At 37.5% G+C, this 23,612-nt stretch carries 31 protein-coding genes, 1 tRNA gene and 1 riboswitch; of the genes, 22 read left to right on the forward strand and 10 right to left on the reverse strand.

Annotated elements, in window-relative coordinates:
- The first annotated feature begins 16 nt into the window (after window positions 1-16).
- Window positions 17-334: an MTH1187 family thiamine-binding protein gene (locus tag PDT38_RS00480; RefSeq protein WP_270798205.1), complete on the forward strand. Its 318-nt coding sequence runs from the start codon at window positions 17-19 to the stop codon at window positions 332-334.
- Window positions 335-378: 44 nt separating this feature from the next.
- On the opposite strand, the gene PDT38_RS00485 is transcribed toward PDT38_RS00480, so the two are convergent.
- Entirely contained in the window at window positions 379-552 is a 174-nt protein-coding gene (locus PDT38_RS00485) for a DUF2759 domain-containing protein (RefSeq protein WP_270798207.1), read from the reverse strand.
- A 152-nt stretch (window positions 553-704) separates the two neighbouring features.
- Here PDT38_RS00485 and PDT38_RS00490 point away from each other — a divergent pair, with 152 nt between their 5' ends.
- A complete protein-coding gene (locus PDT38_RS00490) occupies window positions 705-1,343 on the forward strand; it encodes an MBL fold metallo-hydrolase (protein ID WP_270798209.1) in 639 nt (212 codons plus the stop codon).
- Between the two features lie 105 nt (window positions 1,344-1,448).
- On the opposite strand, the gene PDT38_RS00495 is transcribed toward PDT38_RS00490, so the two are convergent.
- Window positions 1,449-1,694 carry a DUF2626 domain-containing protein gene (locus tag PDT38_RS00495; RefSeq protein WP_270798211.1) on the reverse strand — a complete coding sequence of 82 codons (246 nt, stop codon included), beginning with the start codon at window positions 1,692-1,694 and terminating at the stop codon, window positions 1,449-1,451.
- Between the two features lie 168 nt (window positions 1,695-1,862).
- Window positions 1,863-1,934 (reverse strand) — tRNA-Gln (locus PDT38_RS00500).
- Window positions 1,935-2,165: 231 nt separating this feature from the next.
- Here PDT38_RS00500 and comGA point away from each other — a divergent pair.
- From comGA to PDT38_RS00540, 8 genes are all read left to right on the forward strand, one after another.
- Entirely contained in the window at window positions 2,166-3,233 is a 1,068-nt protein-coding gene (gene comGA, locus PDT38_RS00505) for a competence type IV pilus ATPase ComGA (protein WP_270798212.1), read from the forward strand.
- Window positions 3,220-4,257, forward strand: a complete 1,038-nt coding sequence (gene comGB, locus PDT38_RS00510; RefSeq protein ID WP_270800068.1) for a competence type IV pilus assembly protein ComGB — start codon at window positions 3,220-3,222, stop codon at window positions 4,255-4,257. Before comGA ends, comGB begins: the two co-directional genes overlap by 14 nt.
- Before the next feature lie 15 nt (window positions 4,258-4,272).
- Window positions 4,273-4,569, forward strand: coding sequence for a competence type IV pilus major pilin ComGC (comGC, locus tag PDT38_RS00515; protein ID WP_270798213.1), 297 nt, complete (start codon window positions 4,273-4,275; stop codon window positions 4,567-4,569).
- Window positions 4,570-5,019: a competence type IV pilus minor pilin ComGD gene (gene comGD, locus PDT38_RS00520; RefSeq protein WP_270798214.1), complete on the forward strand. Its 450-nt coding sequence runs from the start codon at window positions 4,570-4,572 to the stop codon at window positions 5,017-5,019.
- A complete protein-coding gene (gene comGE, locus PDT38_RS00525; RefSeq protein WP_270798215.1) occupies window positions 5,003-5,350 on the forward strand; it encodes a competence type IV pilus minor pilin ComGE in 348 nt (115 codons plus the stop codon). The genes comGD and comGE overlap by 17 nt, the downstream gene beginning before the upstream one ends.
- A 25-nt stretch (window positions 5,351-5,375) precedes the next feature.
- Entirely contained in the window at window positions 5,376-5,750 is a 375-nt protein-coding gene (gene comGF / locus PDT38_RS00530) for a competence type IV pilus minor pilin ComGF (protein WP_270800069.1), read from the forward strand.
- Window positions 5,751-5,752: 2 nt separating this feature from the next.
- Window positions 5,753-6,136 carry a competence type IV pilus minor pilin ComGG gene (comGG, locus tag PDT38_RS00535; protein ID WP_270798217.1) on the forward strand — a complete coding sequence of 128 codons (384 nt, stop codon included), beginning with the start codon at window positions 5,753-5,755 and terminating at the stop codon, window positions 6,134-6,136.
- Window positions 6,137-6,218: 82 nt separating this feature from the next.
- Window positions 6,219-6,401, forward strand: a complete 183-nt coding sequence (locus tag PDT38_RS00540) for a YqzE family protein (RefSeq protein ID WP_270798218.1) — start codon at window positions 6,219-6,221, stop codon at window positions 6,399-6,401.
- A 37-nt stretch (window positions 6,402-6,438) separates the two neighbouring features.
- On the opposite strand, the gene PDT38_RS00545 is transcribed toward PDT38_RS00540, so the two are convergent.
- Entirely contained in the window at window positions 6,439-6,765 is a 327-nt protein-coding gene (locus tag PDT38_RS00545; RefSeq protein ID WP_270798219.1) for a DUF3889 domain-containing protein, read from the reverse strand.
- 268 nt (window positions 6,766-7,033) lie between these two features.
- Here PDT38_RS00545 and tapA point away from each other — a divergent pair, with 268 nt between their 5' ends.
- The 3 genes from tapA to tasA all read left to right on the forward strand — a co-directional run bounded on the left by tapA (window position 7,034) and on the right by tasA (window position 9,176).
- Window positions 7,034-7,666: an amyloid fiber anchoring/assembly protein TapA gene (tapA, locus tag PDT38_RS00550; protein ID WP_270798220.1), complete on the forward strand. Its 633-nt coding sequence runs from the start codon at window positions 7,034-7,036 to the stop codon at window positions 7,664-7,666.
- 61 nt (window positions 7,667-7,727) lie between these two features.
- Complete coding sequence (gene sipW / locus PDT38_RS00555; RefSeq protein ID WP_270798221.1) at window positions 7,728-8,297, forward strand: signal peptidase I SipW; 570 nt, start codon at window positions 7,728-7,730, stop codon at window positions 8,295-8,297.
- Between the two features lie 84 nt (window positions 8,298-8,381).
- Window positions 8,382-9,176, forward strand: a complete 795-nt coding sequence (gene tasA / locus PDT38_RS00560) for a biofilm matrix protein TasA (RefSeq protein ID WP_270798222.1) — start codon at window positions 8,382-8,384, stop codon at window positions 9,174-9,176.
- A 100-nt stretch (window positions 9,177-9,276) separates the two neighbouring features.
- On the opposite strand, the gene sinR is transcribed toward tasA, so the two are convergent.
- From sinR to PDT38_RS00580, 4 genes are all read right to left on the reverse strand, one after another.
- A complete protein-coding gene (gene sinR / locus PDT38_RS00565; protein WP_270800070.1) occupies window positions 9,277-9,612 on the reverse strand; it encodes a transcriptional regulator SinR in 336 nt (111 codons plus the stop codon).
- 33 nt (window positions 9,613-9,645) lie between these two features.
- A complete protein-coding gene (gene sinI / locus PDT38_RS00570; protein WP_270798223.1) occupies window positions 9,646-9,813 on the reverse strand; it encodes an anti-repressor SinI in 168 nt (55 codons plus the stop codon).
- Window positions 9,814-9,950: 137 nt separating this feature from the next.
- Window positions 9,951-10,745 (reverse strand): YqhG family protein, encoded by a 795-nt coding sequence (locus PDT38_RS00575; RefSeq protein WP_270798224.1) that lies wholly within the window; start codon window positions 10,743-10,745, stop codon window positions 9,951-9,953.
- Window positions 10,746-10,748: 3 nt separating this feature from the next.
- Window positions 10,749-12,428 (reverse strand): DEAD/DEAH box helicase, encoded by a 1,680-nt coding sequence (locus tag PDT38_RS00580; protein ID WP_270800072.1) that lies wholly within the window; start codon window positions 12,426-12,428, stop codon window positions 10,749-10,751.
- A 145-nt stretch (window positions 12,429-12,573) separates the two neighbouring features.
- Window positions 12,574-12,665, forward strand: a riboswitch (glycine riboswitch).
- A gap of 216 nt (window positions 12,666-12,881) precedes the next feature.
- Between PDT38_RS00580 and gcvT the strand changes: the two genes are divergently transcribed.
- The 6 genes from gcvT to PDT38_RS00610 all read left to right on the forward strand — a co-directional run bounded on the left by gcvT (window position 12,882) and on the right by PDT38_RS00610 (window position 20,160).
- Window positions 12,882-13,979: a glycine cleavage system aminomethyltransferase GcvT gene (gene gcvT / locus PDT38_RS00585; protein WP_270798225.1), complete on the forward strand. Its 1,098-nt coding sequence runs from the start codon at window positions 12,882-12,884 to the stop codon at window positions 13,977-13,979.
- A gap of 13 nt (window positions 13,980-13,992) precedes the next feature.
- Window positions 13,993-15,339, forward strand: coding sequence for an aminomethyl-transferring glycine dehydrogenase subunit GcvPA (gcvPA, locus tag PDT38_RS00590; protein WP_270798226.1), 1,347 nt, complete (start codon window positions 13,993-13,995; stop codon window positions 15,337-15,339).
- Window positions 15,332-16,795 (forward strand): aminomethyl-transferring glycine dehydrogenase subunit GcvPB, encoded by a 1,464-nt coding sequence (gene gcvPB / locus PDT38_RS00595; RefSeq protein WP_270798227.1) that lies wholly within the window; start codon window positions 15,332-15,334, stop codon window positions 16,793-16,795. Before gcvPA ends, gcvPB begins: the two co-directional genes overlap by 8 nt.
- Window positions 16,796-17,165: 370 nt before the next feature.
- Window positions 17,166-18,422 carry a glycine/proline betaine ABC transporter ATP-binding protein OpuAA gene (opuAA, locus tag PDT38_RS00600; RefSeq protein ID WP_270798228.1) on the forward strand — a complete coding sequence of 419 codons (1,257 nt, stop codon included), beginning with the start codon at window positions 17,166-17,168 and terminating at the stop codon, window positions 18,420-18,422.
- A gap of 2 nt (window positions 18,423-18,424) precedes the next feature.
- Window positions 18,425-19,279 (forward strand): ABC transporter permease, encoded by an 855-nt coding sequence (locus PDT38_RS00605; protein ID WP_270798229.1) that lies wholly within the window; start codon window positions 18,425-18,427, stop codon window positions 19,277-19,279.
- The gene (locus tag PDT38_RS00610) at window positions 19,279-20,160 is read left to right on the forward strand and encodes a glycine betaine ABC transporter substrate-binding protein (protein WP_270798230.1); all 882 of its coding nucleotides are present in this window, start codon (window positions 19,279-19,281) and stop codon (window positions 20,158-20,160) included. The genes PDT38_RS00605 and PDT38_RS00610 overlap by 1 nt, the downstream gene beginning before the upstream one ends.
- Window positions 20,161-20,321: 161 nt before the next feature.
- Here PDT38_RS00610 and PDT38_RS00615 read toward each other — a convergent pair whose 3' ends face one another.
- Window positions 20,322-20,702, reverse strand: coding sequence for a rhodanese-like domain-containing protein (locus PDT38_RS00615; RefSeq protein WP_270800073.1), 381 nt, complete (start codon window positions 20,700-20,702; stop codon window positions 20,322-20,324).
- 178 nt (window positions 20,703-20,880) lie between these two features.
- Here PDT38_RS00615 and PDT38_RS00620 point away from each other — a divergent pair, with 178 nt between their 5' ends.
- The 3 genes from PDT38_RS00620 to PDT38_RS00630 all read left to right on the forward strand — a co-directional run bounded on the left by PDT38_RS00620 (window position 20,881) and on the right by PDT38_RS00630 (window position 23,204).
- The gene (locus PDT38_RS00620; RefSeq protein WP_270798231.1) at window positions 20,881-21,717 is read left to right on the forward strand and encodes a lipoate--protein ligase family protein; all 837 of its coding nucleotides are present in this window, start codon (window positions 20,881-20,883) and stop codon (window positions 21,715-21,717) included.
- A gap of 80 nt (window positions 21,718-21,797) precedes the next feature.
- The gene (mntR, locus tag PDT38_RS00625) at window positions 21,798-22,226 is read left to right on the forward strand and encodes a transcriptional regulator MntR (RefSeq protein ID WP_270798232.1); all 429 of its coding nucleotides are present in this window, start codon (window positions 21,798-21,800) and stop codon (window positions 22,224-22,226) included.
- A 105-nt stretch (window positions 22,227-22,331) separates the two neighbouring features.
- Window positions 22,332-23,204, forward strand: coding sequence for a patatin-like phospholipase family protein (locus PDT38_RS00630; protein WP_270798234.1), 873 nt, complete (start codon window positions 22,332-22,334; stop codon window positions 23,202-23,204).
- Here the strand turns inward: PDT38_RS00630 and PDT38_RS00635 are convergent.
- Complete coding sequence (locus tag PDT38_RS00635; RefSeq protein ID WP_270798235.1) at window positions 23,201-23,587, reverse strand: SA1362 family protein; 387 nt, start codon at window positions 23,585-23,587, stop codon at window positions 23,201-23,203. The two genes, PDT38_RS00630 and PDT38_RS00635, sit on opposite strands and share 4 nt — an antisense overlap.
- Window positions 23,588-23,612 lie beyond the last annotated feature (25 nt).

The raw sequence follows: 23,612 nt of genomic DNA on the forward strand, positions 1-23,612 counted from the left end.
AAAGGAAGTATAAACAGTGGCTATTGCAGATGTTACAATTATACCGATTGGAACTAAAACTCCAAGTGTGAGCAAATACGTAGCAGAGATTCAAATGATTTTAGAAAACTTTAAAAAAGAAGGTAAAATTAAATATCAACTGACACCGATGAATACAATAATTGAAGGAGAATTAAGTGAATTGTTTGAAGTCATTCAAACAATTCATGAAGCACCTTTCAGTAAAGGGATAGACAGAGTTGCGACCAATATCAGGATAGATGATCGACGTGACAAGAGAACAACAATGGAGGGGAAACTTTTAAGTGTTCATAACCATTTGAACCATCCTTAAACAAACAGCCCTTTTCCTAAGGAAGAGGGCTGTATAACTCAAATTTAGTGCGCTGTTGGATATCCGCTGTTTATAATCGTCATCACTGTAAACCAACCGAAAACTAAAAAAGCAGCTCCTCCAAATAAAATTCCAAGAACATTAATTTTTTTAAATGAACGAACAGCCCCAAAAGCGGATAATATTGCGACAAGACCAAAAATGATAACAAGCAACATCAATAAAACCCCCTTCGTTTGGATCCCCTGCAGTTTATTTCCAATTTTATTTTAATGGTTTTCAGTAACTTTGTCGAGAACAATCTGATTTATTGAAAGTTTTTCATAAAACATTCATAATGAAAAAAGGAATAAATGTTGAGGTGAGATAAATGAATTGGATAAGAATGCCGTTAGGTCCTATACAAACAAATGCATATATTCTCTCAAACGATGAGAAATATTGCTTAATATTTGATCCAGGTAGCGAAGCTATAAAATTAAATACATACATAAAAGAAAAAAATCTTAAACCACTTGCCATCCTGCTAACACATGCACATTTTGATCATATCGGAGCTGTGGACAAGGTGAGAAAAGAGTGGGACATCCCTGTTTATGTCCATAAAAATGAAGAAAATTGGCTTACTGATCCGTCACTAAACGGGTCAGCTTTACTAACAGGCCAGAATATCACAGCGGAAAAAGCCGATCATCTGCTCGAAAAGGAAGAGAACTTAGAAATAGGTCCGTTTAAACTTCAAGTTTTCTTAACCCCTGGTCATTCTCCAGGAAGTGTCTCTTATTATTTAGAAGAGGAAAACCTGATTATTTCTGGAGATGTTTTATTTAAAGGAAGCATTGGCCGTACCGACTTCCCTGGTGGAAATCATGAAGTTTTGCTCAACAGTATTCATAAAAAACTGCTTTCTCTGCCTGAAAATACGCTTGTATTAAGTGGACATGGTCCTGAAACGGATATTATGACGGAACAGGAAGAAAACCCGTTTATCAATGGTTTTACATTATAGTCTAAAAAGCCCCCTACAAAAAAGCTAAAAGCTCTTTTGTAGGGGGCTTTTCATGAGGTGGAATCAAAAAGAATTCACTACACCTGCTTGATAGATTTATAAGTTTTAATGGCCTCCTTGACCTGGGACCATGATAAAGACAGAATAGTATGTAAATGCTGCAAAAAAGATCGTTAAATAGGCACCGAAAATATAAATGTACATCCTTTCGGTCAAGTTAAGATACGATAAGAAAACGAAGAAAATGGTTTGACCAAAAAACAGCAGTGATGCATCTTTCATATTTCCTAGATAAAACATGACCGCAAAAATACCTGTCCAAAAACCTAACACACGGAACATGCGATTCATTAATATCCCTCCCCAAAAGCCCCTTTGCTTCTATTATAATCAACACATCTTCAGATGTAAACATTATCATTTAGGGAAAATCAATTCATTTTTTACAAAATTATGATGGGGAGGTTGAAGCAGTTACAGACCGGAATCTTGGACAAATCTCTATAGAGAAATAAATAACTGGGCTAGCTGGATTCGAACCAGCGCGTCACGGAGTCAAAGTCCGTTGCCTTACCGCTTGGCTATAGCCCATTGCTTTCAATAGTAGTTTTAGCAAGAGCCGTTATTTTATACATGAATCACAGGAATCGAATGGGTCTATAAGAAAAAAGATTAAATAAAGGGGAGTATAACGTCAAAAGTAATTTTTTGCAATATTAAAAAAATTATTTCGCTTTTGTGGTAGGGCCATTTTAACTTTTTGAGGTGTTGAAGCTTCCGATCTTTTGCGTTAAACTGCGGCTAAGAAAGGAGGCGAAAGGGTTGTACACGATTGAAGCACTGGGTGGGAAGCTAATTGAAGAAGCATGTATGATGAAAGCTTCTGATATTCATATCGTCCCCGGAGAAAAAGAAGCCGTTATCCGATTTAGAATTGATGATGAATTATTTAATAAGGAAAGGCTGACAAGAAAAGAGTGTTCAAGGCTCATCTCCCACTTTAAATTCCTTTCTTCAATGGATATTGGTGAACGAAGACAGCCACAGAGCGGGGCTTTATCACTTGTTGTGAAAAGTGTGCCGGTTCATTTAAGAATGTCCACTTTGCCAACGATTCATGAAGAAAGCCTTGTCATTCGTATTCTTCAAAAGGAAAGGACACCATCACTCAGAAGACTTTCATTATTTCCAAATGCAGCAATCACACTCTTGTCATTTCTTAAACATGCTCATGGTCTGATGATTCTAAGTGGTCCGACAGGATCAGGGAAAACAACGACCTTATATTCCTTGATTGATCATGCCAAACAACATTTTAATCGCAATATTATAACATTGGAGGACCCAGTTGAATCTCGAAGTAGCGGTGTTCTTCAAGTTCAGGTTAATGAAAAGGCTGGTATGACATACTCCGTAGGTTTAAAAGCGGTCCTGCGTCATGATCCGGACATGATTATTGTGGGAGAAATACGTGATGCAGAAACCGCTAAACTTGCAATTAGAGCAGCCTTAACAGGGCACCTCGTGTTATCCAGTATGCATGCAAAAAATGCAAAAGGCACGATATACAGACTACTTGAGTTAGGTGTTAATATAACAGAACTTGAGCAAACATTGATTGCGGTAAGTGCGCAACGTCTTGTTAATCTCGTTTGTCCATTTTGCGGAGATGATTGTTCTTTATATTGTAAACTGTCAAGAACAGTTAGGAGAGCAAGCATATTTGAACTTTTATATGGGAAGAACCTGAACCTCTGTATAAGAGAAGCAAAAGGCGAATATTTGAACAATTGTTCTGAAAAACTGACACCTCTAATCAGAAAAGGAATAGCTCTTGGCTATTTACCAGCTGAAACTTATGATCGTTGGGTTTATCATGAAGCGGAATAAAAAACGCTGGTCTGTTCGGGAGCAGGCGGACCTGCTTAAAAAGCTTGGCGAGATGATGAAAAACGGCTACACGCTTCTAGATGCTTTAAAAATGTTAGAGCTCCAAATGAATGAAAAACAAAGAAAAGATATTTTAATGGGGATGAGAAAACTAACAGAAGGATATCCTGCCTTTCAAGTTTTAAATATGATCTCATTTCATAAAGATGCCGTCAGTATTATATATTTTGCCGAAAAACACGGTAATTTACCGTTTGCTTTTATGCAAAGCGGTGAGTTGCTTCAACGTAAAATTGACCAGACAGAAAAAATGAAGAAAGCGGCAAAATATCCTACCTTCCTCATTTTAACGGTTTGTTTGATCACCTACATCATGAAATCTGCTATTGTTCCTCAATTTTCTGCGATTTATCACTCCATGAATGTGAAAACATCTTTTCTGACATCTTTCATATTCATATTTTTCGACAGTTTTTCCCTTATATTCATGCTTATGGTTGTTAGTGCTATAGGTATGTTTGTTTTCTACTGGTATGGATTTCGTAAAAAATCATCTGAAGATCAAATGGTTTTTCTTATCAGAATGCCGCTGATAGGAAGGAGTGTTAAATTATTCAACAGCTATTTCTTATCTCTCCAACTGAGTAATTTATTAAAATCTGGTATGTCTATATATGACAGTTTAAAAGCGTTTGAAAACCAACCTTTTATACCCTTTTATCAAGGTGAAGCAAAACACTTTATTAAGAGATTAAAACAAGGTGAGGCCATAGAAGTGATTTTAAATGGTCGGCCGTTCTACGAAAAGGACCTATCTAGAGCAGTAGCTCACGGTCAATTGAACGGTTATCTTCACAGAGAGCTTTATTCGTATAGTCAATTTATACTTGACCGACTTGAAAAAAAAGCAGAAAAGTGGACGGCTATGCTCCAACCAGTTATTTATGGGGTTACTGCGGTTATGATTTTAATTCTATACTTGTCCATGCTTTTGCCTATGTACCAAATGATGAATCAACTATAAAGGAGATGTTAATGAATGAAGAATGAACAGGGTTTTACACTAATTGAAATGCTAGTCGTGATGTTCGTTGTATCCATTTTGCTTTTGATTACAATTCCTAATGTGACAAAGCACAATGAGAGCATTCAAAAGAAAGGTTGTGATGGTTTAAAAAATATGGTTCAAGCTCAAATTACCGCATATCAGATTGATCATAAAGGTTCTACACCAAGTATAGGGGAGCTAAGATCAAAAGGGTATCTCAAGAAAAATACAACCTGTCCTAATGGGAAGAAGATTGTCATCATGAATGGCAAGGCACAAACTAGATAGATGGAAAACATCAAGGCCCAAAACGGTTTTACACTTCTTGAGAGTTTAACAGTTTTACTGATCAGTTCGATTATGTCAATTCTTTTATTTAGTGGTTTGCCTCCCGTTTATAACAATAGGGTCATTCAACACTTTGTATCCCAGCTTGAGGAGGATTTACATTACGCTCAGCAAGTGGCTCTTACTCAAAATAAGAAGGTTAAGGTAAAATTTGATTTTGATCATTTTACTTACACAATCCAGTCTGCAGATAAAAGTGAGGATCCTTTTCTTGTCAGAACTTATGACGAGAAGGTGATGATAAAACGAACAACAATTAGCCAAAATCTAATCTACAGCCCTGACGGAGTTCCCAGCCGAGGAGGAAAAATCATGATTAATACAGGTGAAGCCTCCTTTGTTATCACAATCTATTTAGGAAGCGGCAAAATCAATGTTCAAAAAAAATAGTGGCTTTACAACGATTGAAACGGTTTCCGCATTCAGCATATGGTTGATGATTACAATCCTATTTGTTCCAATGTTTCACCAGTTTACATTAAAAGAAGAAAAGACAAGAAAAGAAGTAGAGGCATATCGCATTCTAGATGAAAAACTTAATCGTTATCTGATAACTGGCCGTTATCAGCCAGCAGAAACTGTTTTTTATCAAGGGACAGCCTATCTTATTGATTGGGAGGAGGAAGGAGATCATTATAACGTCTGTGTTTCTATCGAGGACCGGAAAAATCAGCAACACTGTTTTACCATTCTCAGAACAAAGGGGCTTTACCCTTCTTAATGTTTTACTTTCTCTATCAATTTATATGTTCATAACAGGGACGATGGCCACAATTTTTCATTTGTTTTTAACCCCAACTGTAAAAAATACAGATCTCAATCCGCAAGAGTGGGCCATTACGACTGAGCAAATTTTAAAAGAATGTAGACAGGCTCATAGTGTTAAAGTGAAAAATAATGGTCAGCTATTGGAAATGACGAATTCTCTCGGTGAAACAATACGTTATGAACCGTATCAAACAACGATTCGAAAAAGAGTGAATCGAAAAGGTCATGTACCCATTTTACAACATATCAAACGGGTCAATTTCATATTTCAACACCATCAGGTGATGATGGAAGTAATCAGTCTTAGCGATCAGAAATATCGTGCAACATTTTCAATTTATCAAGTAGAATGAAGGTGATAAACCTGAATAATGGAAATGGTTTTATTTACCCCGCAACACTGTTTATGGCTGTCATATGTATGCTTTGTGCTAGTCAAACAGCGTCTTCATTTATTACCAAACAAGCTTTTGTTAAACAAACAAAACAATTTTATATTCAGCAAAATCTCCTGCAAAATGGGGTTTTACATGCGCTAAGGCAGATTCAAACAAAGAAAGTTAAAAAGGAAGGAATAGAGAAGCAGGTAAATGAGTTAGTGACATATGTTATTTCTCCCACCGATAAGCAAACAATGCATGTAGGGATTCAGGTCAAAACAGCATCTAAAGCAGTTCACACAGTTGAATTTCATTATGATATAAAAACTAAACATATAACAAAATGGAAGGAGAAGTAATATATGGACGGAATAACAATGTATAAAACGGAAGGTGCTTGACAAAACTTCATCATAAATAGAAGAGCGGTGAGGTGACTTAATGAAAACAAATGATTATGTAAAATATGTGACTGAACAGCTTGTCAAGTATATGGACACACCAAAACAAGAAAGAAAACAATTGAAAGAAAAACGGAAAGAAGCTAGGCCATCTTCAGGTATTTATAGATGGTTTGGTATCTTACCAATGGGTTGCATCATGCTTTTTAAGAGACGTAAGTAGCAGTAACTCATACCGGTTTGTTTTTATGCAAACCGGTTTATTTATATTCTTCAACAATTACAATCTTATTAATATTATGGGTTGTAGGTTCGTATGAAATGGTAACAAATACGCCAAAATTTTTATTTTTTTTGTTTAGGGTCAGATGATACTGCTTGACTGCCTCATCTGTTCTCTTTCTGTCCCATACTTTTTGAATAGAGCGTACTTCGGTTTTTGGATACCTTTTTTGAGCTGCTTCTATTGCCTTCTCTTCCCATTTAGACAATGTTGATGCTTCGTTATTTACAGCCTGAACCTGAATATGAAGTGGGACATGGCTAGTTTGAACTAGTAAAAAACAGATAGCCAGTCTTTTCAGCATGGATCATCACCCTTTCAATCCTATTTTTCCCCTTTTATCTGGTGAATTATACAGAAATTTGTTATAAACAATGTACACTATAAAGAACTGAAAAAACTAAAAAGATGAGAATTTAAGAGTTTTTTCGAGTAATTAAACGATATTGTTCGTTGAAGCGAACTTAATCGACTATTTTGGCAGTTTTCAACCTTTCTCTAGTTCTTTATACTCTAACTATAAGGTTCTTTAAAACGAACGATAGAGTATAACACTCACTAGGAGGGTAGTCATGATTAGATTATCTCGATCTAGGAGATGTCGAAAAAGGAACAAACAAACAGTCATAGGCTTACAAATCGCTTTAATCATTTATCTTTTAATTGGATTGGGAAGTCAGCTGAATCAAAATACAAATGCGTCGTTTCATGATGTGGAACGATCGAGCTTTTCGATGAAAGCGGGCACAAAATTCAAAGATGTTAATGATAAACAGTGGGATGGAAGTGATCTGACTTTCAAAAAACAGACATCGACCAAAGGAAAAATACCCGAGTCTTTACCTTTATTTGCTGAAGTAAACAACCATGGAGATCAGATGACCACTTCCAAGTGGAAATGGGAGCTACACAAAGTTGAAAGTTCCTCTAAACCTCTGAAAGATGGAAAAGTGATTGATAAAGGTACTGTTTCTAAAGAGATTCACGATGGAGTATACAGAATAGAATCAACCCGGGAACTTAGCGAAGGTAAATATGCTTTTAAATTGATTAAACCTAAAGGTCATCCCGATTTTAAAGGAAAAAAATCTTATATTTGGTCAAAAGTAATTGAGTTAAAAGAATCTAAAGAAAAAGAGTCATCTAAAGAAACAAGAGATTCTAAAGAAGAAAAGAAAGAGACAACTAAGACCAAACAAGACTAAATATAATCAAGAAAAATAGACAGAGGTAAAGAGATTCATTAGGAAGCGGGGAAACATCGTCATGAAAAAAGTCATGAAATGGGTCAGCAATATTTTATATGTGATTATTTTCACTTTGATCATTGCTGCAATTATTGTCGTGATTTCTACTAAATCGTCAGGCGGAGAACCGCAATTATTTGGTTATGAGCTGAAAACGGTTTTGTCTGGTTCAATGGAACCGAAATTTATGACAGGTTCTGTGATTGCTGTAGAGAAAATTGACAATCCCAAGTCGTTAAAAAAGGGAGATATTATTACCTTTATGCAAGATCAAAACACAATGGTTACTCACCGAATTATCGGTATAACAAAAAATAAATCTAAATTACAGTTTCAAACAAAGGGTGACAATAATAAATCACCTGATTCCGATCCGGTTTTAGCAAAAAATGTAGTAGCAAAATATTCTGGATTTACAATTCCGTATGCCGGATATGTATTGGATTTTGCAAATAAACCGATTGGCACTGCAATTCTATTAATTGTGCCAGGGATTTTATTAATCCTTTATGCCGTGATTAATATAACATCGGCTTTAAGAGAAATTGATCGAAAAACAAAAGCGGTTGAAGCCGCCCATAAAGATTGATCGATTTCAATGTAATTTCGTTGGTAACCTGAAATTCAGGTCTCCATATATAGTAAACTTTTCATTATAAAAGGAGGAGTTATCATGGGAACAAAGAAAAAGATTGGATTAGGAGTTGCATCTGCTGCGCTAGGTCTTGCATTAGTAGGTGGAGGAACATGGGCTGCTTTCAACGATATTGAAACAACTCATGCAACTTACGCAGCTGGAGAGCTTGACTTAAATGCTCAAGATACATCAGCTAGAGTAAGCTTGTCTAACCTCAAACCGGGTGATAAATTCAAAAAAGAATTTACATTCAAAAATGATGGCACATTGGCTATTAAAGAAGTTTTAATGAAAATGGGCTACAAAAACTTTGTTGATGGAAAAGCGAAAAACGGCGGTAAAAACTCTGCTGAAGACTTCCTTAAACAATTTAAAGTTAGCGTATTGACAGTAGGTCTTGAAGGTGGAAACGGTTATCCGAAAAACATCATTTTAGATTCTGCTAACCTTTATGATCTATACAATGCGTCTGCTAAAGAAGATAAAGCTGCATATGATAAAGTTAAAAAACATATTGCACCAGGTTTCTTACATGAAAATGGTAAAATCAATGTAGCAACAATTAAAGGAAAAACTGCACCTGAATATGATGGTGTACCAAAAGATCCATATGATTTCGATAAAGTCGAAATGGTCATTGAATTTGTCAATGATAAAGCAACAGACAGCGAAGGCAGAATGTTGCAAAACAAATATCAAGGTGACTCTGTAGAGCTTGACTTCTCATTCGAAGCTACTCAATGGAATGGCTTGACAATCGATGGTAAAAAACATGCTGATGAAAATGGGTATGTTAAAGAGAACGAAAAAGCTCACAGTGAAGACAAATAATAAAGTTCTACTTAAAAAACGGATCATTCAGATCCGTTTTTTATTATGGTTTTATTTGTAATATAATGATAGAAAAAACCAAAAAGAGTAAGAAAACTCCTTACTCCTTTTCCTGTCTTTTTTTCCATTTTTGATAGTCTAAAAATTCACGGAATTGTTTTTTAGATACCCCTGATGCCATTGCATCACGAACTAACTTTTCCCATTCACTATCTAATTGACCATCGTATTCGGTTTCATCTTTTTCATCAAGCAGGGTATGAACCGAGACGTCCAGAACAGCGGAGACTTTTTCTAGAAATTGAATGGAGGGGTTTGTTTGTAAATTTCTTTCTATAGAACTTAAATAAGACTTCGCTACCCCAGCCTTTTCAGCTAGTTCAGATAGTGAGTAGCCTTTTTCTTTACGATATTGTTTAATACGCTGGCCAATCAATGTCATCACCTTCCTTTCGATATTATAGCACATTCAGAAAGGATTTATTGAATGACTTGTTTCAATTGATATGGAAGATTTCGATGACTTCTTTCCTAATTGGAGAAAAGTTCGTATTTCTTCTGGACTAATCCCATCATTAAGTGCGTCATGAATTAATTTCACCCATTCCATATCCAATTCTTCCTTATGAGTTCTCATCACACATTTCCCCTCCCAAAATACTTTTGTCATGTATTTCAGTCGATCGTGTTGTCATCAAGAATTTTTAAGTCTCCATCTTCTATTATAATGCTTGATCCATAAATAAATTGGAGAATTTTGTCGAATGAATAAAATTAACTTAATTGTTTTTTTTGTAAATAAAATAATCCTCCATTTTCAATCTTAATTTTAATTTTTGGTTCGTATAATGTCTGAAGTGCTTTTTTTTCGATTTTGTATTCTTGCGGTTTTTCTTCTACCTCCTCATAAAATTGATTGAGGAGTGAAAGGTCATCATTCCATCTTTTAAGGGCAGCTTCTGCCCAATCAAGCGGCTCATCTCTGGCCACTTGTTCGATATAATATTCGAGTCGTTTGATGCCGCTTTCCGGTTTAATTAATGGTGATATCGTGTAACAATAATCAGAGATCTGTGTTGTGAGTAAAAAGTCCTCTAGGTCATCTTGAAACCCTTCTCTGAGTTCTCCGTTGATTAGATGGAGACCACAAGACAAAAGCTTATCTTTTTTCAGGTCTGATTGGTAAGAGATTGTCACATTTACACCGAGCCATGGTTCAAGGGGGATTTGCAAGCCATTTGAACGAACTTTTTCATAGAGACGAATAAATCTTCCTTTTCTCTTAACGGTCTGAAAGATTTGGAATAGTCTAGGTGAACCAAAATGAATAAAGTCTCCTTCTATATTTGCCGGAGCTTGTTTTTCATTTGTAATAAGCGTAATTTTCATTGGATCCGGCTGACCACCTGTTTTTTCGAGCCAGTGCCAGTAAAAGGGTCTGTTCATGATTTGTTTATCGACCTCAGCCGTCAGTTGAACAGTTAAATGAGCGCTACTTTTATCTGTAATCGTGCAACCAGTCGCTTCGAAAAAGTGTTCTAAAAACCGGTAGATGTCATCCTGTCTCATCTGTTAGCCTCCAGTCTGTTTGTAATCTGAAACCGTTTTATTCCCATAAGAAATGAATGAAGTCAGGTTTTCCATTTTAACTTTCATTTCCTCATCTGTAGTCGAATAGAAAAGGATATCATGCAAGTGCTCTTCAAAATTGCCGACCTCTACTTTTGTTAAAATATCATCTAAATCACCAACTACTTTTTCAAACAAGTCGATTTTTTCATAAAGAAGCTTTAAAATATGTTCTTCTACCGTATGTTTAGTTGTCATATTGTAAATAAAAACATCTCGTTTTTGACCGAGACGGTGAATCCGGCCGATTCTTTGTTCAAGACGCATTGGATTCCACGGTAAGTCATAGTTGATAATTTTATTGCAAAACTGAAGGTTGATCCCTTCACCACCAGCTTCTGTTGCGATGAGCACTTGAACTTTGTTCTTGAACAGTTCTTTCATCCAGTCTTTCTTTCCTCTCTTAAAACCCCCTCTAAAGGGTACAGAGCTGATTCCGTTTTGTTGAAGAAACCACTGAAGGTATATTTGTGTTGCTCTGTATTCTGTAAAAATAATCACTTTGTCATTAAGCTCTTGGATCAGTTCTAGTGTTCTCATTGCTTTGGAGTTTTGGGTAACCTCATTCACTTTTTCAATCAAGTCATGAATTATTGTTTCTTCGATTATCGGAGCTTCTTGGTTTTTTCGATCAAGCATATTTTTTAAAGTCATATAAACTGCCTCTCGGCTAGAACAGCATTCTCGTTCAAGTGTCATAATGGAAAACATACTTGACGAATGAAGGTGATCCTGTTTTAAATTTTTAATCTCATGATATAAAGCCTGCTCAGTCGGTGAAAACGAGATGGGCACAGTTTCAACATGGCGATTTGTCCAAGCGATCCCAGTATCGTGCCGTCTGTTTCTGATCATCACTTTGTTAATTAATGTTTTTAAATGTTCGTGTGCTTCAGCAGAGCCGTTCTTTTTTGAATAATCTTTATTAAAATTACTTTCATTGCCTAGGTGCCCCGGTTTTAAAAGGGATACAAGGTTGAAAATTTCGTCTATCTTATTTTGAATAGGTGTTGCTGTAAGCATCAGGCAATATTTCTTCTTTAAATGACGAACAAGTTCATAGTTTTTTGTTTTGCTGTTTTTTAGTTTGTGAGCTTCATCAATAATTACGACATCATATTGAATGGAGAGAACGGTCTCACGATGTGGAGATCTTTTCGCTGTATCAAGAGAAGAGACGACAACATCACATTGCTCCCATACATAATGTTTTTTCTGTTCAACAGCTGGAATTAAAAACCTTTCACGTAGTTCTTTGACCCACTGTGAAACAAGGGAAGCTGGTGCAAGAATAAGAATTTTCTTTGCCAGTCCTCTAATCATGTATTCTTTTAAAATTAATCCGGCTTCAATGGTTTTTCCAAGTCCGACTTCATCAGCTAAAATAGCTTTTCCATTCATTTGTTCAATGACTTTTTGGGCCACTTCAAGCTGATGTGGGAGAGGGGTGAAGTCAGGCAAATGATATGGAGCCTGCAACCCTTTAAAGGATGGAATCGACAGCCGTTTTTGCACTTCACATGATAATTTGTAGAGCTCCCAATTCGCCCATGGGCCGTCCTGATCAAGGTGTTGAGCAAACTGTGCCGGCCACTCATGATCAAAATGGATATCTGGTTTCATCATAAATGCCACCTTCCTCCTCTTTTAAGTCTAAATGTTTTTTCTGTTGCCCAATCAGATGAGTGATGGTAGGATAATTGTAGATCATCATGAAAATACATAAGCTTTATTTAGTATGTCCAATAAATGACATGAATATGAGCGAATGATAGCAAGGGGAGAGACCTTTAGTAGGCGCCGAAGGAGCAAACTTTCGAAGATCGTGAATCTCTCAGGCAAAAGAACTCTTGCTTGACGCAACTCTGGAGAGCGTTTGTATAATCATCATGACGAGCAAACCACCAAAGGGGACGCCTTTGCTTTTATGCAAAGTAAACTTTCAGGTGCCAGGACAGAGAACCCAAAACCAATTCAAAGGGGGGGTTCTCTGTCCTTTTTTGTGGTCTATTATTGAAATTTTTTGCGTTTTCTGATGATTAACAAATTTTTATAAAAAGCAAAGGGGGAAGCAACATGTTGAAACGAACGCCTTTATTTGATCTTTATCAAAATTATGGCGGGAAAATGATTGATTTTGGCGGTTGGGAGCTACCGGTTCGTTTTTCTTCAATTAAAGAAGAACATGAAGCGGTAAGAACAAACGCTGGGCTATTTGATGTTTCACATATGGGGGAAGTGGAGGTTACTGGAGAAAACAGCCTTGAATTTTTACAGAAGCTGTTGACTAGTGATGTTCATACATTAAAAAAAGGACGCGTCCAATATACAGTGATGTGTAATGAAAATGGCGGGACGATTGACGACCTTCTCGTTTATCACAAGGGAGACAATCACTATTTACTTGTTTTGAATGCAGCCAATATTCATAAAGATATCGAATGGATGACACGTCATGCTGAAGGGGATGTTGCAATCAAGAACATGTCTGATGACATTTGTTTACTCGCTTTGCAGGGACCAAAAGCTGAGCATATTTTACAACAAGTGACAAAGGTAGACATCGCTAAGATAAAACCGTTTACATTTCAAGATTGTGTAGAAATCGGAAGTGTGCGAGCACTTATCTCGAGAACTGGGTATACAGGTGAGGATGGATTTGAAATCTATTGTCAAAATCAAGACGCTCCTTCCATTTGGAAACTTCTTCTCGAAACCGGCAAAAATGACGGATTAGTACCGTGCGGTCTTGGCGCAAGAGACACCCTCCGCTTTGAAGCAAATCTACCCTTATACGGACAAGAATTGACGCAAGAAATTACACCGATTGAGGCTGGTATTGGTTTTGTCGTAAAAACAAATAAAAAATCTGATTTTTTTGGGAAGTCTGTTTTGGCCAGTCAAAAACAAAATGGGGTGGACAGAAAGCTGGTCGGACTTGAAATGATTGATAAAGGAATTCCGCGGCACGGATATGCTGTTTTTTATCAAAATGAAAAAATCGGTGAGGTAACAACCGGCACACAGTCGCCCACTTTGAAAAAAAATGTTGGTCTTGCCATGTTGAATATAGAAGCTACTGAGATTGACACAGTAGTTGAAGTGGAAGTCAGGAAAAAGCGGCTGAAAGCCAAAATTGTAAAAACCCCATTTTATAAACGACAAACGTCTTGAAAGGAGAATGACGATGAAGCACCGTTACCTGCCAACAACCACTCAAGATAAAAAAGACATGCTTGAGGCGATCGGAGTCAATCAAATTGATGATCTTTTCTCAGATATACCTGAGAAGGTCAGATTTAAAGGCGAATATCGGATAAAACAAGCAAAATCTGAGACAGAACTGACGAAAGAGTTGCAAAAGCTTGCTGCTAAAAATAAACATGCAGACGCATACGCTTCATTTTTGGGAGCAGGTGTCTATGATCATTATCAGCCCGTTATTGTTGATCATGTCATATCGAGGTCTGAGTTTTATACAGCATATACACCATATCAGCCTGAGATTTCTCAAGGGGAACTCCAAGCCATTTTTGAATTTCAGACCATGATTTGTGAGTTAACAGGCATGGATATCAGCAATTCATCGATGTACGATGGTGGAACAGCATTGGCAGAAGCAGCGATGCTTGCCGCAGGACAGACGAAAAAGAAAAAAATCGTTGTGTCTGAAACCGTCCATCCAGAATCCCGAGAGGTTTTGAAAACATATGCAAAAGGGCAGTACATCGATGTGGTTGAAGTGCGTTCAAAAAATGGAATAACAGATTTGGACGCTCTTCATCAAGCAGTTTGTGATGAAACTGCTGCTGTGATCGTCCAATATCCGAACTTTTTTGGGCAGATTGAACCGTTGAAAGAAATTGACCCCATTGCTCACAAAGGAAAAAGCATGTTTGTCGTATCTGTCAACCCGTTAGCTCTAGGGATTCTAGCGCCCCCAGGAAGATTTGGCGCTGATATTGTGATTGGAGATGCACAGCCATTTGGAATTCCAGCATCTTTTGGAGGACCACATTGCGGCTTTTTCGCTGTTACAAAAAAACTGATGAGAAAGGTTCCTGGACGTCTAGTCGGCCAGACTGAAGATGAAAATGGCAAGAGAGGCTTTGTCTTAACACTTCAGGCTAGGGAACAACATATCAGGCGTGATAAAGCGACTTCAAATATTTGCTCTAACCAAGCCCTTAATGCACTTGCTGCTTCAGTAGCCATGACAGCACTCGGCAAAAACGGTATCAAGGAAATCGCTTGGCAAAATATTCAAAAAGCAGCATATGCCAAACAAGCTGCTCAACAGGCAGGTCTTGAAGTTGTTTATCATGGTCCGATGTTTAACGAATTTGTTGTTAAGCTAAACGAACCTATCAGCAAAGCAAACGAACGTCTTCTTAAAAAAGAAATCATTGGTGGATATGACTTAAGTAAGACATTTCCCGATTTAGAAAACCATATGCTGATCGCTGTTACAGAGCTTAGAACAAAAAATGAAATTGAAACACTCATCAAGGAATTGGGGGATGGTCATGAATAATCAGGAGCAATCGCTTATTTTTGAAGTATCAAAAGAAGGGCGGATTGGTTACAGTCTGCCAAAACTTGATGTCCCTGAAACAGATCTATCAAGCCTTCTTGATGAAACATATCAGAGAACTGAACCAGCACAGTTGCCGGAAGTATCTGAGCTTGATATTATGCGGCATTATACAGCACTATCAAACCGCAACCATGGTGTGGACTCGGGTTTTTATCCACTTGGTTCATGTACGATGAAATACAATCCAAAACTAAATGAAAAACTCGCAAGAATTCCTGGTTTTTCTGCTATCCATCCGCTTCAGGATGAACATACTGTGCAAGGGGCTTTAGAACTTTTATATGATTTGAGTGAGCATCTAGAGGAAATCACTGGAATGGATAAGGTTACACTGCAACCGGCAGCAGGTGCGCATGGCGAGTGGACAGGTCTGATGATGATCCGTGCTTTTCATGAAGCAAACGGTGATGTGAAAAGAACAAAAGTCATCGTTCCAGATTCTGCTCATGGTACAAATCCGGCATCTGTAACAGTTGCTGGACTTGAAACAGTCACTGTCAAATCAAATGCTGACGGTCTTGTTGATATAGAAGACTTAAAACGAGTCGTCAATGAAGAAACAGCAGCTCTTATGCTGACAAATCCGAACACACTTGGTCTCTTTGAAAAGAATATTTTAGAAATGGCCGAGATTGTCCATGAAAATGGGGGAAAGCTGTATTATGATGGAGCAAATCTAAACGCTGTTCTCAGTAAAGTACGGCCTGGAGATATGGGCTTTGATGTCGTCCACTTAAACCTTCATAAAACATTTACAGGTCCACATGGAGGTGGAGGGCCTGGATCTGGTCCTGTGGGTGTAAAACACGAGCTTATCCCGTTTTTGCCTAAACCTGTATTAGTGAAACAAAACGACCATTACACATTTGACAAAAATCGTCCTCAATCAATTGGCAGAGTTAAACCTTACTACGGAAATTTCGGTATTAATGTAAGAGCGTATACATACATTCGTTCAATGGGTCCTGATGGGCTGAAAGAGGTTACGGAAAACGCTGTTTTAAATGCAAATTATATGATGCGAAAATTAGCACCGTATTATGATTTGCCATTTGATTGTCATTGTAAACATGAATTTGTTTTATCTGGCAAGCGGCAGAAAAAACTTGGGGTGAGAACATTAGATATCGCTAAACGAATCTTGGATTTTGGTTTCCATCCACCAACCATCTATTTTCCCCTTAATATTGAAGAATGTATTATGATTGAACCGACAGAAACTGAATCGAAAGAAACGCTCGACGCTTTTATCGATACAATGATCCAAATTGCTAAAGAAGCGGAAGAAACTCCTGAAATCGTGCAAGAAGCTCCGCACACAACGGTTGTTAAGCGAATGGATGAAACAAAAGCGGCCCGCCAACCTATGCTTCGCTTTGTTAAAGAAGGTTGATGAAAGAAGATCGTTCAGTAATCATTGAAGATTTCTTTCATATAAAAGGGGAAACCAATAATCAAAAAACCGATTGATTGGTTTCCTCTTATTTATTAAGTATCCAGAAAAAATAATACCTTTATAATGGGTTAAAATAACTAAAATAATTCGAGTTATTTCAGCAATAATAGTTAAAAAGTCATCAATTTATATCTGGTGTACATTAATTATAGAGGATTACAGAGCATTTAGCCGTATAAAGAAGATTAGAAAGCCACAAAGAAAGTATATGAAGGTATGAAACCAAATTAAAGAAAATATGAAGTTTGTGTGATATCCCTTATAAATGTTACGGTATAAAGGATTGCTTAAATACTGGAGGGAAAATATGAGTGTAGGTGAACAACCAATTAAGATAAAAGTAGAAAAAGTATCCAAAGTTTTTGGTAAACACACAAAAAAAGCGATACAAATGCTTGCTGACGGAAAAACGAAAAAAGAGATCCTTAAAGAAACCGGATCAACCGTTGGCGTCAATCAAGCAGAATTTAATGTTTACGATGGTGAGATATTTGTCATCATGGGTCTATCTGGGAGCGGTAAGTCAACGTTAGTTCGGCTATTAAATCGATTGATTGAACCGACTGCTGGAAATATCTATATAGATGGTGACATGATAACAAATATGTCCAAAGACCAGCTTCGAGAAGTTCGACGAAAAAAAATCAGTATGGTTTTCCAAAATTTCGCTTTGTTCCCACACAGGACAATCCTTGAAAATACGGAGTATGGGCTAGAACTGCAAGGTGTTGAAAAAAGCTTGCGGCAAGAAAAGGCACTAGAGTCCCTTAAACTCGTCGGTCTTGAAGGGTATGAAAGCCAGTATCCTAACCAGCTAAGCGGTGGCATGCAGCAACGTGTTGGGCTTGCTCGCGCATTGACAAATGATCCCGATATTCTGCTCATGGATGAAGCATTCAGTGCTCTTGATCCGTTAATTCGTAAAAATATGCAGGACGAGTTGCTCGACTTACATGAATCTGTTGGGAAAACGATTATTTTTATTACGCATGATCTTGATGAAGCCTTACGGATTGGTGATCGTATTGCGTTAATGAAAGACGGTAATATCGTTCAAATCGGTACGCCTGAAGAAATTTTAATGAATCCATCAAACGAATATGTTGAGAAATTTGTTGAAGATGTGGACTTATCTAAAGTATTAACAGCCGGTCATATTATGAAACGTGCAGAAACTGTGCGAATTGATAAAGGACCGCGTGTTGCACTAGAACTAATGAAAAACTTAGGTATTTCTTCAATTTATGTTGTGGATAAACATAATCGCCTGATCGGAGCAATTGATGCTTCAACAGCAAAGGAAGCGACCGAGAAAGGTTTACCACTTGATCAAGTGATCTCAACAGACATCAAAACTGTCGAACAAGAAACGATTTTGACCGATATTTTTGAAATGGTATCAGATGCAAGCATTCCCATTGCTGTCATTGATGAAAAACATCGCATGAAAGGGATTATTGTCAGGGGGGCCCTCATTGGTGCTCTTGCTGGAAATGACGAATATATTAATGCACATCAAGAATCAGCTAACAAACAAGAAGCTGTTATGCAGGAGGTGAATTAAGCATGTTTACTTTATCTTCACTTCCCAGAATTCCTTTAGCAGATTGGATTGATCAATTTGTTGATTGGATGACAATGTCGTTTGGAGGCATATTTAACAGTATTTCAGAAGGGCTGGAAACATTTTATCAATCAATTGTTGATGGACTTGGATTAGTTCAGCCATTGATCCTGATCATTATTTTTACAGCTTTAGCTTGGCTAATTAGTAAAAAAGGTATTGCATTTTTTACTTTACTTGGTTTTTCTATTATTGATTATTTAGGATATTGGCATGATATGTTGCAAACTTTGGCATTGGTGTTGACATCTGTTCTGATTTCGATCATCATCGGGATTCCGGTTGGTATTTGGGGTTCACAAAAGAAGATGGTTCAAAGAATTGTTACACCGATCCTCGATTTGATGCAGACGATGCCAGCATTTGTCTATTTGATACCAGCGATTTTCTTTTTCAACGTCGGAGTTGTGCCAGGTATTGTTGCATCGGTTATTTTTGCGATGCCTCCAACAATTAGAATGACGATTTTAGGCATCGAGCAAGTACCTAAAGATCTGATTGAAGCAACAGAGGCATTTGGTTCAACAACAAGCCAACGACTCTTCAAAGTTCAGTTACCACTTGCAACCAAAACGATTTTAGCCGGCATTAATCAAAGTATTATGCTTGCATTGTCAATGGTGGTTATCGCTTCAATGGTCGGAGCACCAGGACTTGGAGAAAAAGTATATCGCGCTGTGACACAGGTGAAAACAGGGGTCGGTGTAGAAACCGGGCTAGCAATGGTAATTATCGCAATTGTGCTTGACCGGATTACACAAAATATAAGATTGAAGAAAAACAGGAGGAATGCATAATGTGGAAAAAAATAGCTGGAATTGGTGCTGCTGCAACACTCATGTTAGGTCTGGTAGCTTGCGGAAACAATACTGATAAAGATGCTTCAGTAGGTGAACAAGTAAACTATAAAATCACAGGTATTGACCCTGGTGCAGGGATTATGACTGCAACTGAGCAGGCATTAAAAGACTATGATCTGAACAAATGGACTTTAACTCAAGGATCAAGTGCAGCGATGACGGCTGCTTTAAAAAAGGCTTACGATAAAAAAGATCCGATCATCATTACTGGTTGGACACCGCATTGGATGTTTTCAAAATATGACTTGAAGTATTTGAAAGATCCGAAAGGTTCATATGGTGATGCAGAAGAAATTCATACAATTACACGTACGGGGTTTAAAGCAGATCATCCAGGTGCCAACAAATTGCTAAGTCAGTTCAGTTGGACAGAGGATGATATGGGTGAAGTCATGCTTGCTATTCAGGATGGTAAAAAACCGGAAGAAGCTGCAGCTAATTTTGTGAAAAAACATCAAGACCTTGTTGCAAAATGGACAAAAGGTGTTGATAAAGTAAACGGCAAAGAAATTAAGCTTGGCTATGTTGCATGGGATAGTGAAATTGCCAGCACAAATGTTATCGGTAAAGTACTTGAAGATTTAGGTTACAAAGTGACACTTAGTCAAATAGAAGCTGGTCCAATGTGGGCAGGGATTGCTAAGGGAAGTGTAGATGCTTCACTTGCTGCATGGTTACCACAAACACACAAAGCATATGCTGAAAAATATAAAGGTCAGTTTGAAGATATCGGTGTCAGCATGAAAGGTGTAAAAATTGGACTAGTTGTGCCGAAGTATATGAAAGATATCAACTCAATTGAAGATTTGAAAAAATAATGAAAAGCCGGTGAATCCTAAATTCACCGGCTTTTTTCTCTAGAAAATACTAGAATAAACACCGCAAATAAATGATAAAACGACTTTCAAATTAGCCATGAAAGAAATTCTAAGAGCAAAAGCATCAAAAACAGCCATCTCAATTTGAGATAGCTGTTCCGTTATTTTTTCGTTTTAATTTTGCCGCCCCATTTTTTAAAGCCGCCTTTTAAGTTGTAGATTTCTTTACAACCGTACTTCTTTAAAGTTTGTGCGGCACGCCCACTTCTCATGTTATTTTGACAATAAAGATAAACTGGCTTATCTGGGCGAATTTCCACTTTCCTTTGTTTCAGTTGAGAAAGGGGAATATTTCTCGCTCCAAGAATATGACCGCCTTCGAATTCTTTCGGTTCGCGTACATCAATAAGCTGAGCCTTGCGATAACCAGCTCGAAATTCTTCTTCTGACAAGGTTTTCATAATCCGTTGCTGGTAAATGTATGAAACCACCGCGTAAATAATCAGTGCAGCGGAAATGCTGAAAACGATAATATTGCTAATAGACAATCTGATCCGACTCCTTTTGAAATCATCCCGGAAGATGGGCTAGTTTTTATCTTAAGACAAGTACTATTATAGTAAAGGCTCGGAGATATGTCATCTAGTTAGCCGAATTTATTTTCAATTTTAACAAGGAATGATAGACTAATTTTATACGAAAAAAAAAAGAGGGTAGGTTATGGAAAAAGAAACATGGCGTTTTATTAACTCAGGAAAACAGTCTCCAGCTTTTAATATGGCACTTGATGAGGCTTTGCTTTACTGGCACAGCCAACATCAGATTCCGCCGACTATTCGATTTTACGGTTGGAACCCGGCAACACTTTCTGTCGGTTATTTTCAAAACATTGAAAAGGAGGTCAACCTAGAAGCTGTCAAAAGATACGATTTGGGCTTTGTAAGAAGACCAACTGGCGGCAGAGGTGTTCTCCATGATCAAGAACTCACCTATAGTGTAATTGTGTCTGAAGAGCATCCGGAAATGCCTAAGACGGTAACAGAAGCATATAGAGTGATTTCTGAGGGTGTTCTTGAAGGTTTTCGAGAGCTTGGGCTTGAGGCTTACTTTGCGATTCCGAGAACAGAAAAAGAAAAGCAAAGTGTGAAAAACCCAAGATCATCAGTCTGTTTTGACGCGCCGTCATGGTATGAGCTTGTTGTTGAAGGAAGAAAAGTTGCAGGTAGCGCTCAGACAAGGCAAAAAGGTGTCATTCTCCAACATGGGTCAATTCTGCTTGACTTGGATGAAGATATGCTCTTTGATTTGTTTCTTTATAAAAATGATCGGGTGAGAGAACGCTTGCAGCGAAACTTTAAACAAAAAGCAGTCGCCATTAATCAATTAAGCTCACAAAAAGTCAACATAGAAGAAGCTGTATTAGCTTTTAAAAAAGGATTTGAAAAAGGGTTGAACATCAATTTGCAGCCCTATGAACTAACACAGGAAGAAATGAGATTTGTCAGGGATTTAGCCGAAAAGAAATATGCGTCAGATGAATGGAATTATAAAAGATAAAGATCTATGTTTGCTTGTTTTTTACATGCTCATAGTGTAAACTTGTAGTGATTTGAATAGGTGTGATTTGGAGGGGTTTCATGACAACGCCGAGTATGGAAGACTACATAGAACAAATTTATATGCTGATAGAAGAAAAAGGATATGCCAGAGTTTCAGATATAGCGGAAGCTTTAGCTGTCCATCCCTCCTCCGTTACAAAAATGGTTCAAAAACTTGATAAAGACGAATATTTGATATATGAAAAGTATCGCGGTCTTGTACTGACGCCGAAAGGGAAAAAAATAGGTAAGCGTTTAGTTTACAGACATGAATTACTCGAACAGTTTTTACGAATCATTGGTGTTGAAGAAGAGAGAATTTACAATGATGTGGAAGGAATAGAACATCATTTAAGCTGGAACAGCATTGATCGGATTGGAGATCTTGTACAATATTTTGAAGATGATCATAAAAGAATCGATGAACTAAGAAGCGTTCAAAAAAGAAATGAACAAGAAAATCGCTAGGAAAGTAGCTGCCGAATGATCCGGCGGCTTTTTTATTGTGGTCTTTTTTTTCTGTCCTTTTCTTAGAATGGTGTTAGATCCAACTTTTTAAGAGGAGGAAACGACATGTACATAGACGGGGTATTTTCAGGTGGAGGAGTGAAGGGGATAGCGCTTGTGGGAGCCTATGAAACACTTGAAGAAAAAGGATTCCGTTTTAAAAGGCTGGCTGGAACGAGCGCAGGTTCGATTATTGCATCATTCATAACAGCTGGATATACGAGTCTTGAGATCCGTCGAATAATAGAAGAATTAAATGAGCTTGAACTCCTTGATCAGCGATATTCATTTTACCCTTTGAAAATTTTAAAATGGGTTTCAATTTATTGGCGACTTGGCTTATATAAAGGGGATAAGCTGGAAAGTTGGATAGAAGAAAAATTAAAAGCAAAAGGTATTTCAGTATTTGGTGACTTTGAACAAGGAAAACTAAAGCTGATTGCTTCTGACTTAACAAATGGAAGGATGATTGTCCTTCCTGACGACTTAACGAAATACGGTTTGAATCCTGATCGCTTTTCTGTCGCAAGAGCTGTGCGGATGAGCTGCAGTATCCCTTATTTTTTCCAACCTGTCAAATTGAAATCATCGGCTGGTGTTAGCGTGGTTGTAGATGGCGGAGTGCTCAGTAATTTTCCAATCTGGCTTTTTCCTGATAAAAAGCGGCCGGTATTAGGTGTAACTCTAATGCCGAACATAAAGGAAAAGCCTAAAAATGTCGTCAATAATGCATTTGAACTGTTTGGAGCACTTTTTGAGACAATGAAAGAAGCCCATGATGCCAGACATATCTCCAGCAAACACGAGCGCAACATTATTTTTTTACCTGTTGAAGAAATCGTATCAACAGAGTTTACAGTCTCAAAAGAAAAAAAACTAGCTCTTATTGAGCTAGGGAAAAAACGAACAGAAATATTTTTGAAACAGTGGACGTATTAAAAAAGCGCTCTGTTTTTCTTTTTGCTTTTTTTTCCTTCAATGACTGTCAGCTGGGTATGGTTCTTTTTTTTGATTAATCCAGGTTTGGATTTATTGGCTGACGGTACACTCTTAAGATGATTGACCCGGCTTTTCGCAGAGCGTTTTTTATGATCCTGAAAACGCTTGTTTGATTGTTTGGCTGCTTTTCTAAAAGCGGCTCCCTCATTTCCCATATTGCGACTATTCAGTCGTTTGATCACGAAGTAAATGATCGCACCGACTGCGGCAGTAACGAAAATATACTGGAGCAAAAGACCTGGCTCTGTAATTGCGAAATAAACAAAACCGAAAATACCAAGCGCAATAACTAAGCTTGAGACTGGATGTACGCGTTGCTTCATAACTGTCCACCTCCCAAAAAATTAA

Source organism: Bacillus changyiensis, from assembly GCF_027706145.1.
In the GTDB taxonomy this organism is placed as follows: Bacteria; Bacillota; Bacilli; order Bacillales; family Bacillaceae; genus Bacillus; species Bacillus changyiensis.

Excerpts from the sequence above, each read along its gene's own strand:
- gcvT (WP_270798225.1), top strand. The coding sequence starts at position 12,882 with ATGTTGAAACGAACGCCTTTATTTGATCTTTATCAAAATTATGGCGGG.
- PDT38_RS00485 (WP_270798207.1), bottom strand. The coding sequence starts at position 552 with ATGTTGCTTGTTATCATTTTTGGTCTTGTCGCAATATTATCCGCTTTT.
- comGB (WP_270800068.1), top strand. The coding sequence starts at position 3,220 with ATGAAGCGGAATAAAAAACGCTGGTCTGTTCGGGAGCAGGCGGACCTG.
- opuAA (WP_270798228.1), top strand. The coding sequence starts at position 17,166 with ATGAGTGTAGGTGAACAACCAATTAAGATAAAAGTAGAAAAAGTATCC.
- PDT38_RS00575 (WP_270798224.1), bottom strand. The coding sequence starts at position 10,745 with ATGAGACAGGATGACATCTACCGGTTTTTAGAACACTTTTTCGAAGCG.
- gcvPA (WP_270798226.1), top strand. The coding sequence starts at position 13,993 with ATGAAGCACCGTTACCTGCCAACAACCACTCAAGATAAAAAAGACATG.
- PDT38_RS00610 (WP_270798230.1), top strand. The coding sequence starts at position 19,279 with ATGTGGAAAAAAATAGCTGGAATTGGTGCTGCTGCAACACTCATGTTA.
- PDT38_RS00495 (WP_270798211.1), bottom strand. The coding sequence starts at position 1,694 with ATGAATCGCATGTTCCGTGTGTTAGGTTTTTGGACAGGTATTTTTGCG.
- tapA (WP_270798220.1), top strand. The coding sequence starts at position 7,034 with ATGATTAGATTATCTCGATCTAGGAGATGTCGAAAAAGGAACAAACAA.
- comGD (WP_270798214.1), top strand. The coding sequence starts at position 4,570 with ATGGAAAACATCAAGGCCCAAAACGGTTTTACACTTCTTGAGAGTTTA.
- PDT38_RS00620 (WP_270798231.1), top strand. The coding sequence starts at position 20,881 with ATGGAAAAAGAAACATGGCGTTTTATTAACTCAGGAAAACAGTCTCCA.
- sipW (WP_270798221.1), top strand. The coding sequence starts at position 7,728 with ATGAAAAAAGTCATGAAATGGGTCAGCAATATTTTATATGTGATTATT.
- PDT38_RS00540 (WP_270798218.1), top strand. The coding sequence starts at position 6,219 with ATGAAAACAAATGATTATGTAAAATATGTGACTGAACAGCTTGTCAAG.
- PDT38_RS00490 (WP_270798209.1), top strand. The coding sequence starts at position 705 with ATGAATTGGATAAGAATGCCGTTAGGTCCTATACAAACAAATGCATAT.
- PDT38_RS00580 (WP_270800072.1), bottom strand. The coding sequence starts at position 12,428 with ATGAAACCAGATATCCATTTTGATCATGAGTGGCCGGCACAGTTTGCT.
- sinI (WP_270798223.1), bottom strand. The coding sequence starts at position 9,813 with ATGAGAACTCATAAGGAAGAATTGGATATGGAATGGGTGAAATTAATT.
- gcvPB (WP_270798227.1), top strand. The coding sequence starts at position 15,332 with ATGAATAATCAGGAGCAATCGCTTATTTTTGAAGTATCAAAAGAAGGG.
- PDT38_RS00630 (WP_270798234.1), top strand. The coding sequence starts at position 22,332 with ATGTACATAGACGGGGTATTTTCAGGTGGAGGAGTGAAGGGGATAGCG.
- PDT38_RS00635 (WP_270798235.1), bottom strand. The coding sequence starts at position 23,587 with ATGAAGCAACGCGTACATCCAGTCTCAAGCTTAGTTATTGCGCTTGGT.
- tasA (WP_270798222.1), top strand. The coding sequence starts at position 8,382 with ATGGGAACAAAGAAAAAGATTGGATTAGGAGTTGCATCTGCTGCGCTA.
- comGF (WP_270800069.1), top strand. The coding sequence starts at position 5,376 with ATGTTCATAACAGGGACGATGGCCACAATTTTTCATTTGTTTTTAACC.
- PDT38_RS00605 (WP_270798229.1), top strand. The coding sequence starts at position 18,425 with ATGTTTACTTTATCTTCACTTCCCAGAATTCCTTTAGCAGATTGGATT.
- PDT38_RS00545 (WP_270798219.1), bottom strand. The coding sequence starts at position 6,765 with ATGCTGAAAAGACTGGCTATCTGTTTTTTACTAGTTCAAACTAGCCAT.
- mntR (WP_270798232.1), top strand. The coding sequence starts at position 21,798 with ATGACAACGCCGAGTATGGAAGACTACATAGAACAAATTTATATGCTG.
- comGC (WP_270798213.1), top strand. The coding sequence starts at position 4,273 with ATGAAGAATGAACAGGGTTTTACACTAATTGAAATGCTAGTCGTGATG.
- comGE (WP_270798215.1), top strand. The coding sequence starts at position 5,003 with ATGTTCAAAAAAAATAGTGGCTTTACAACGATTGAAACGGTTTCCGCA.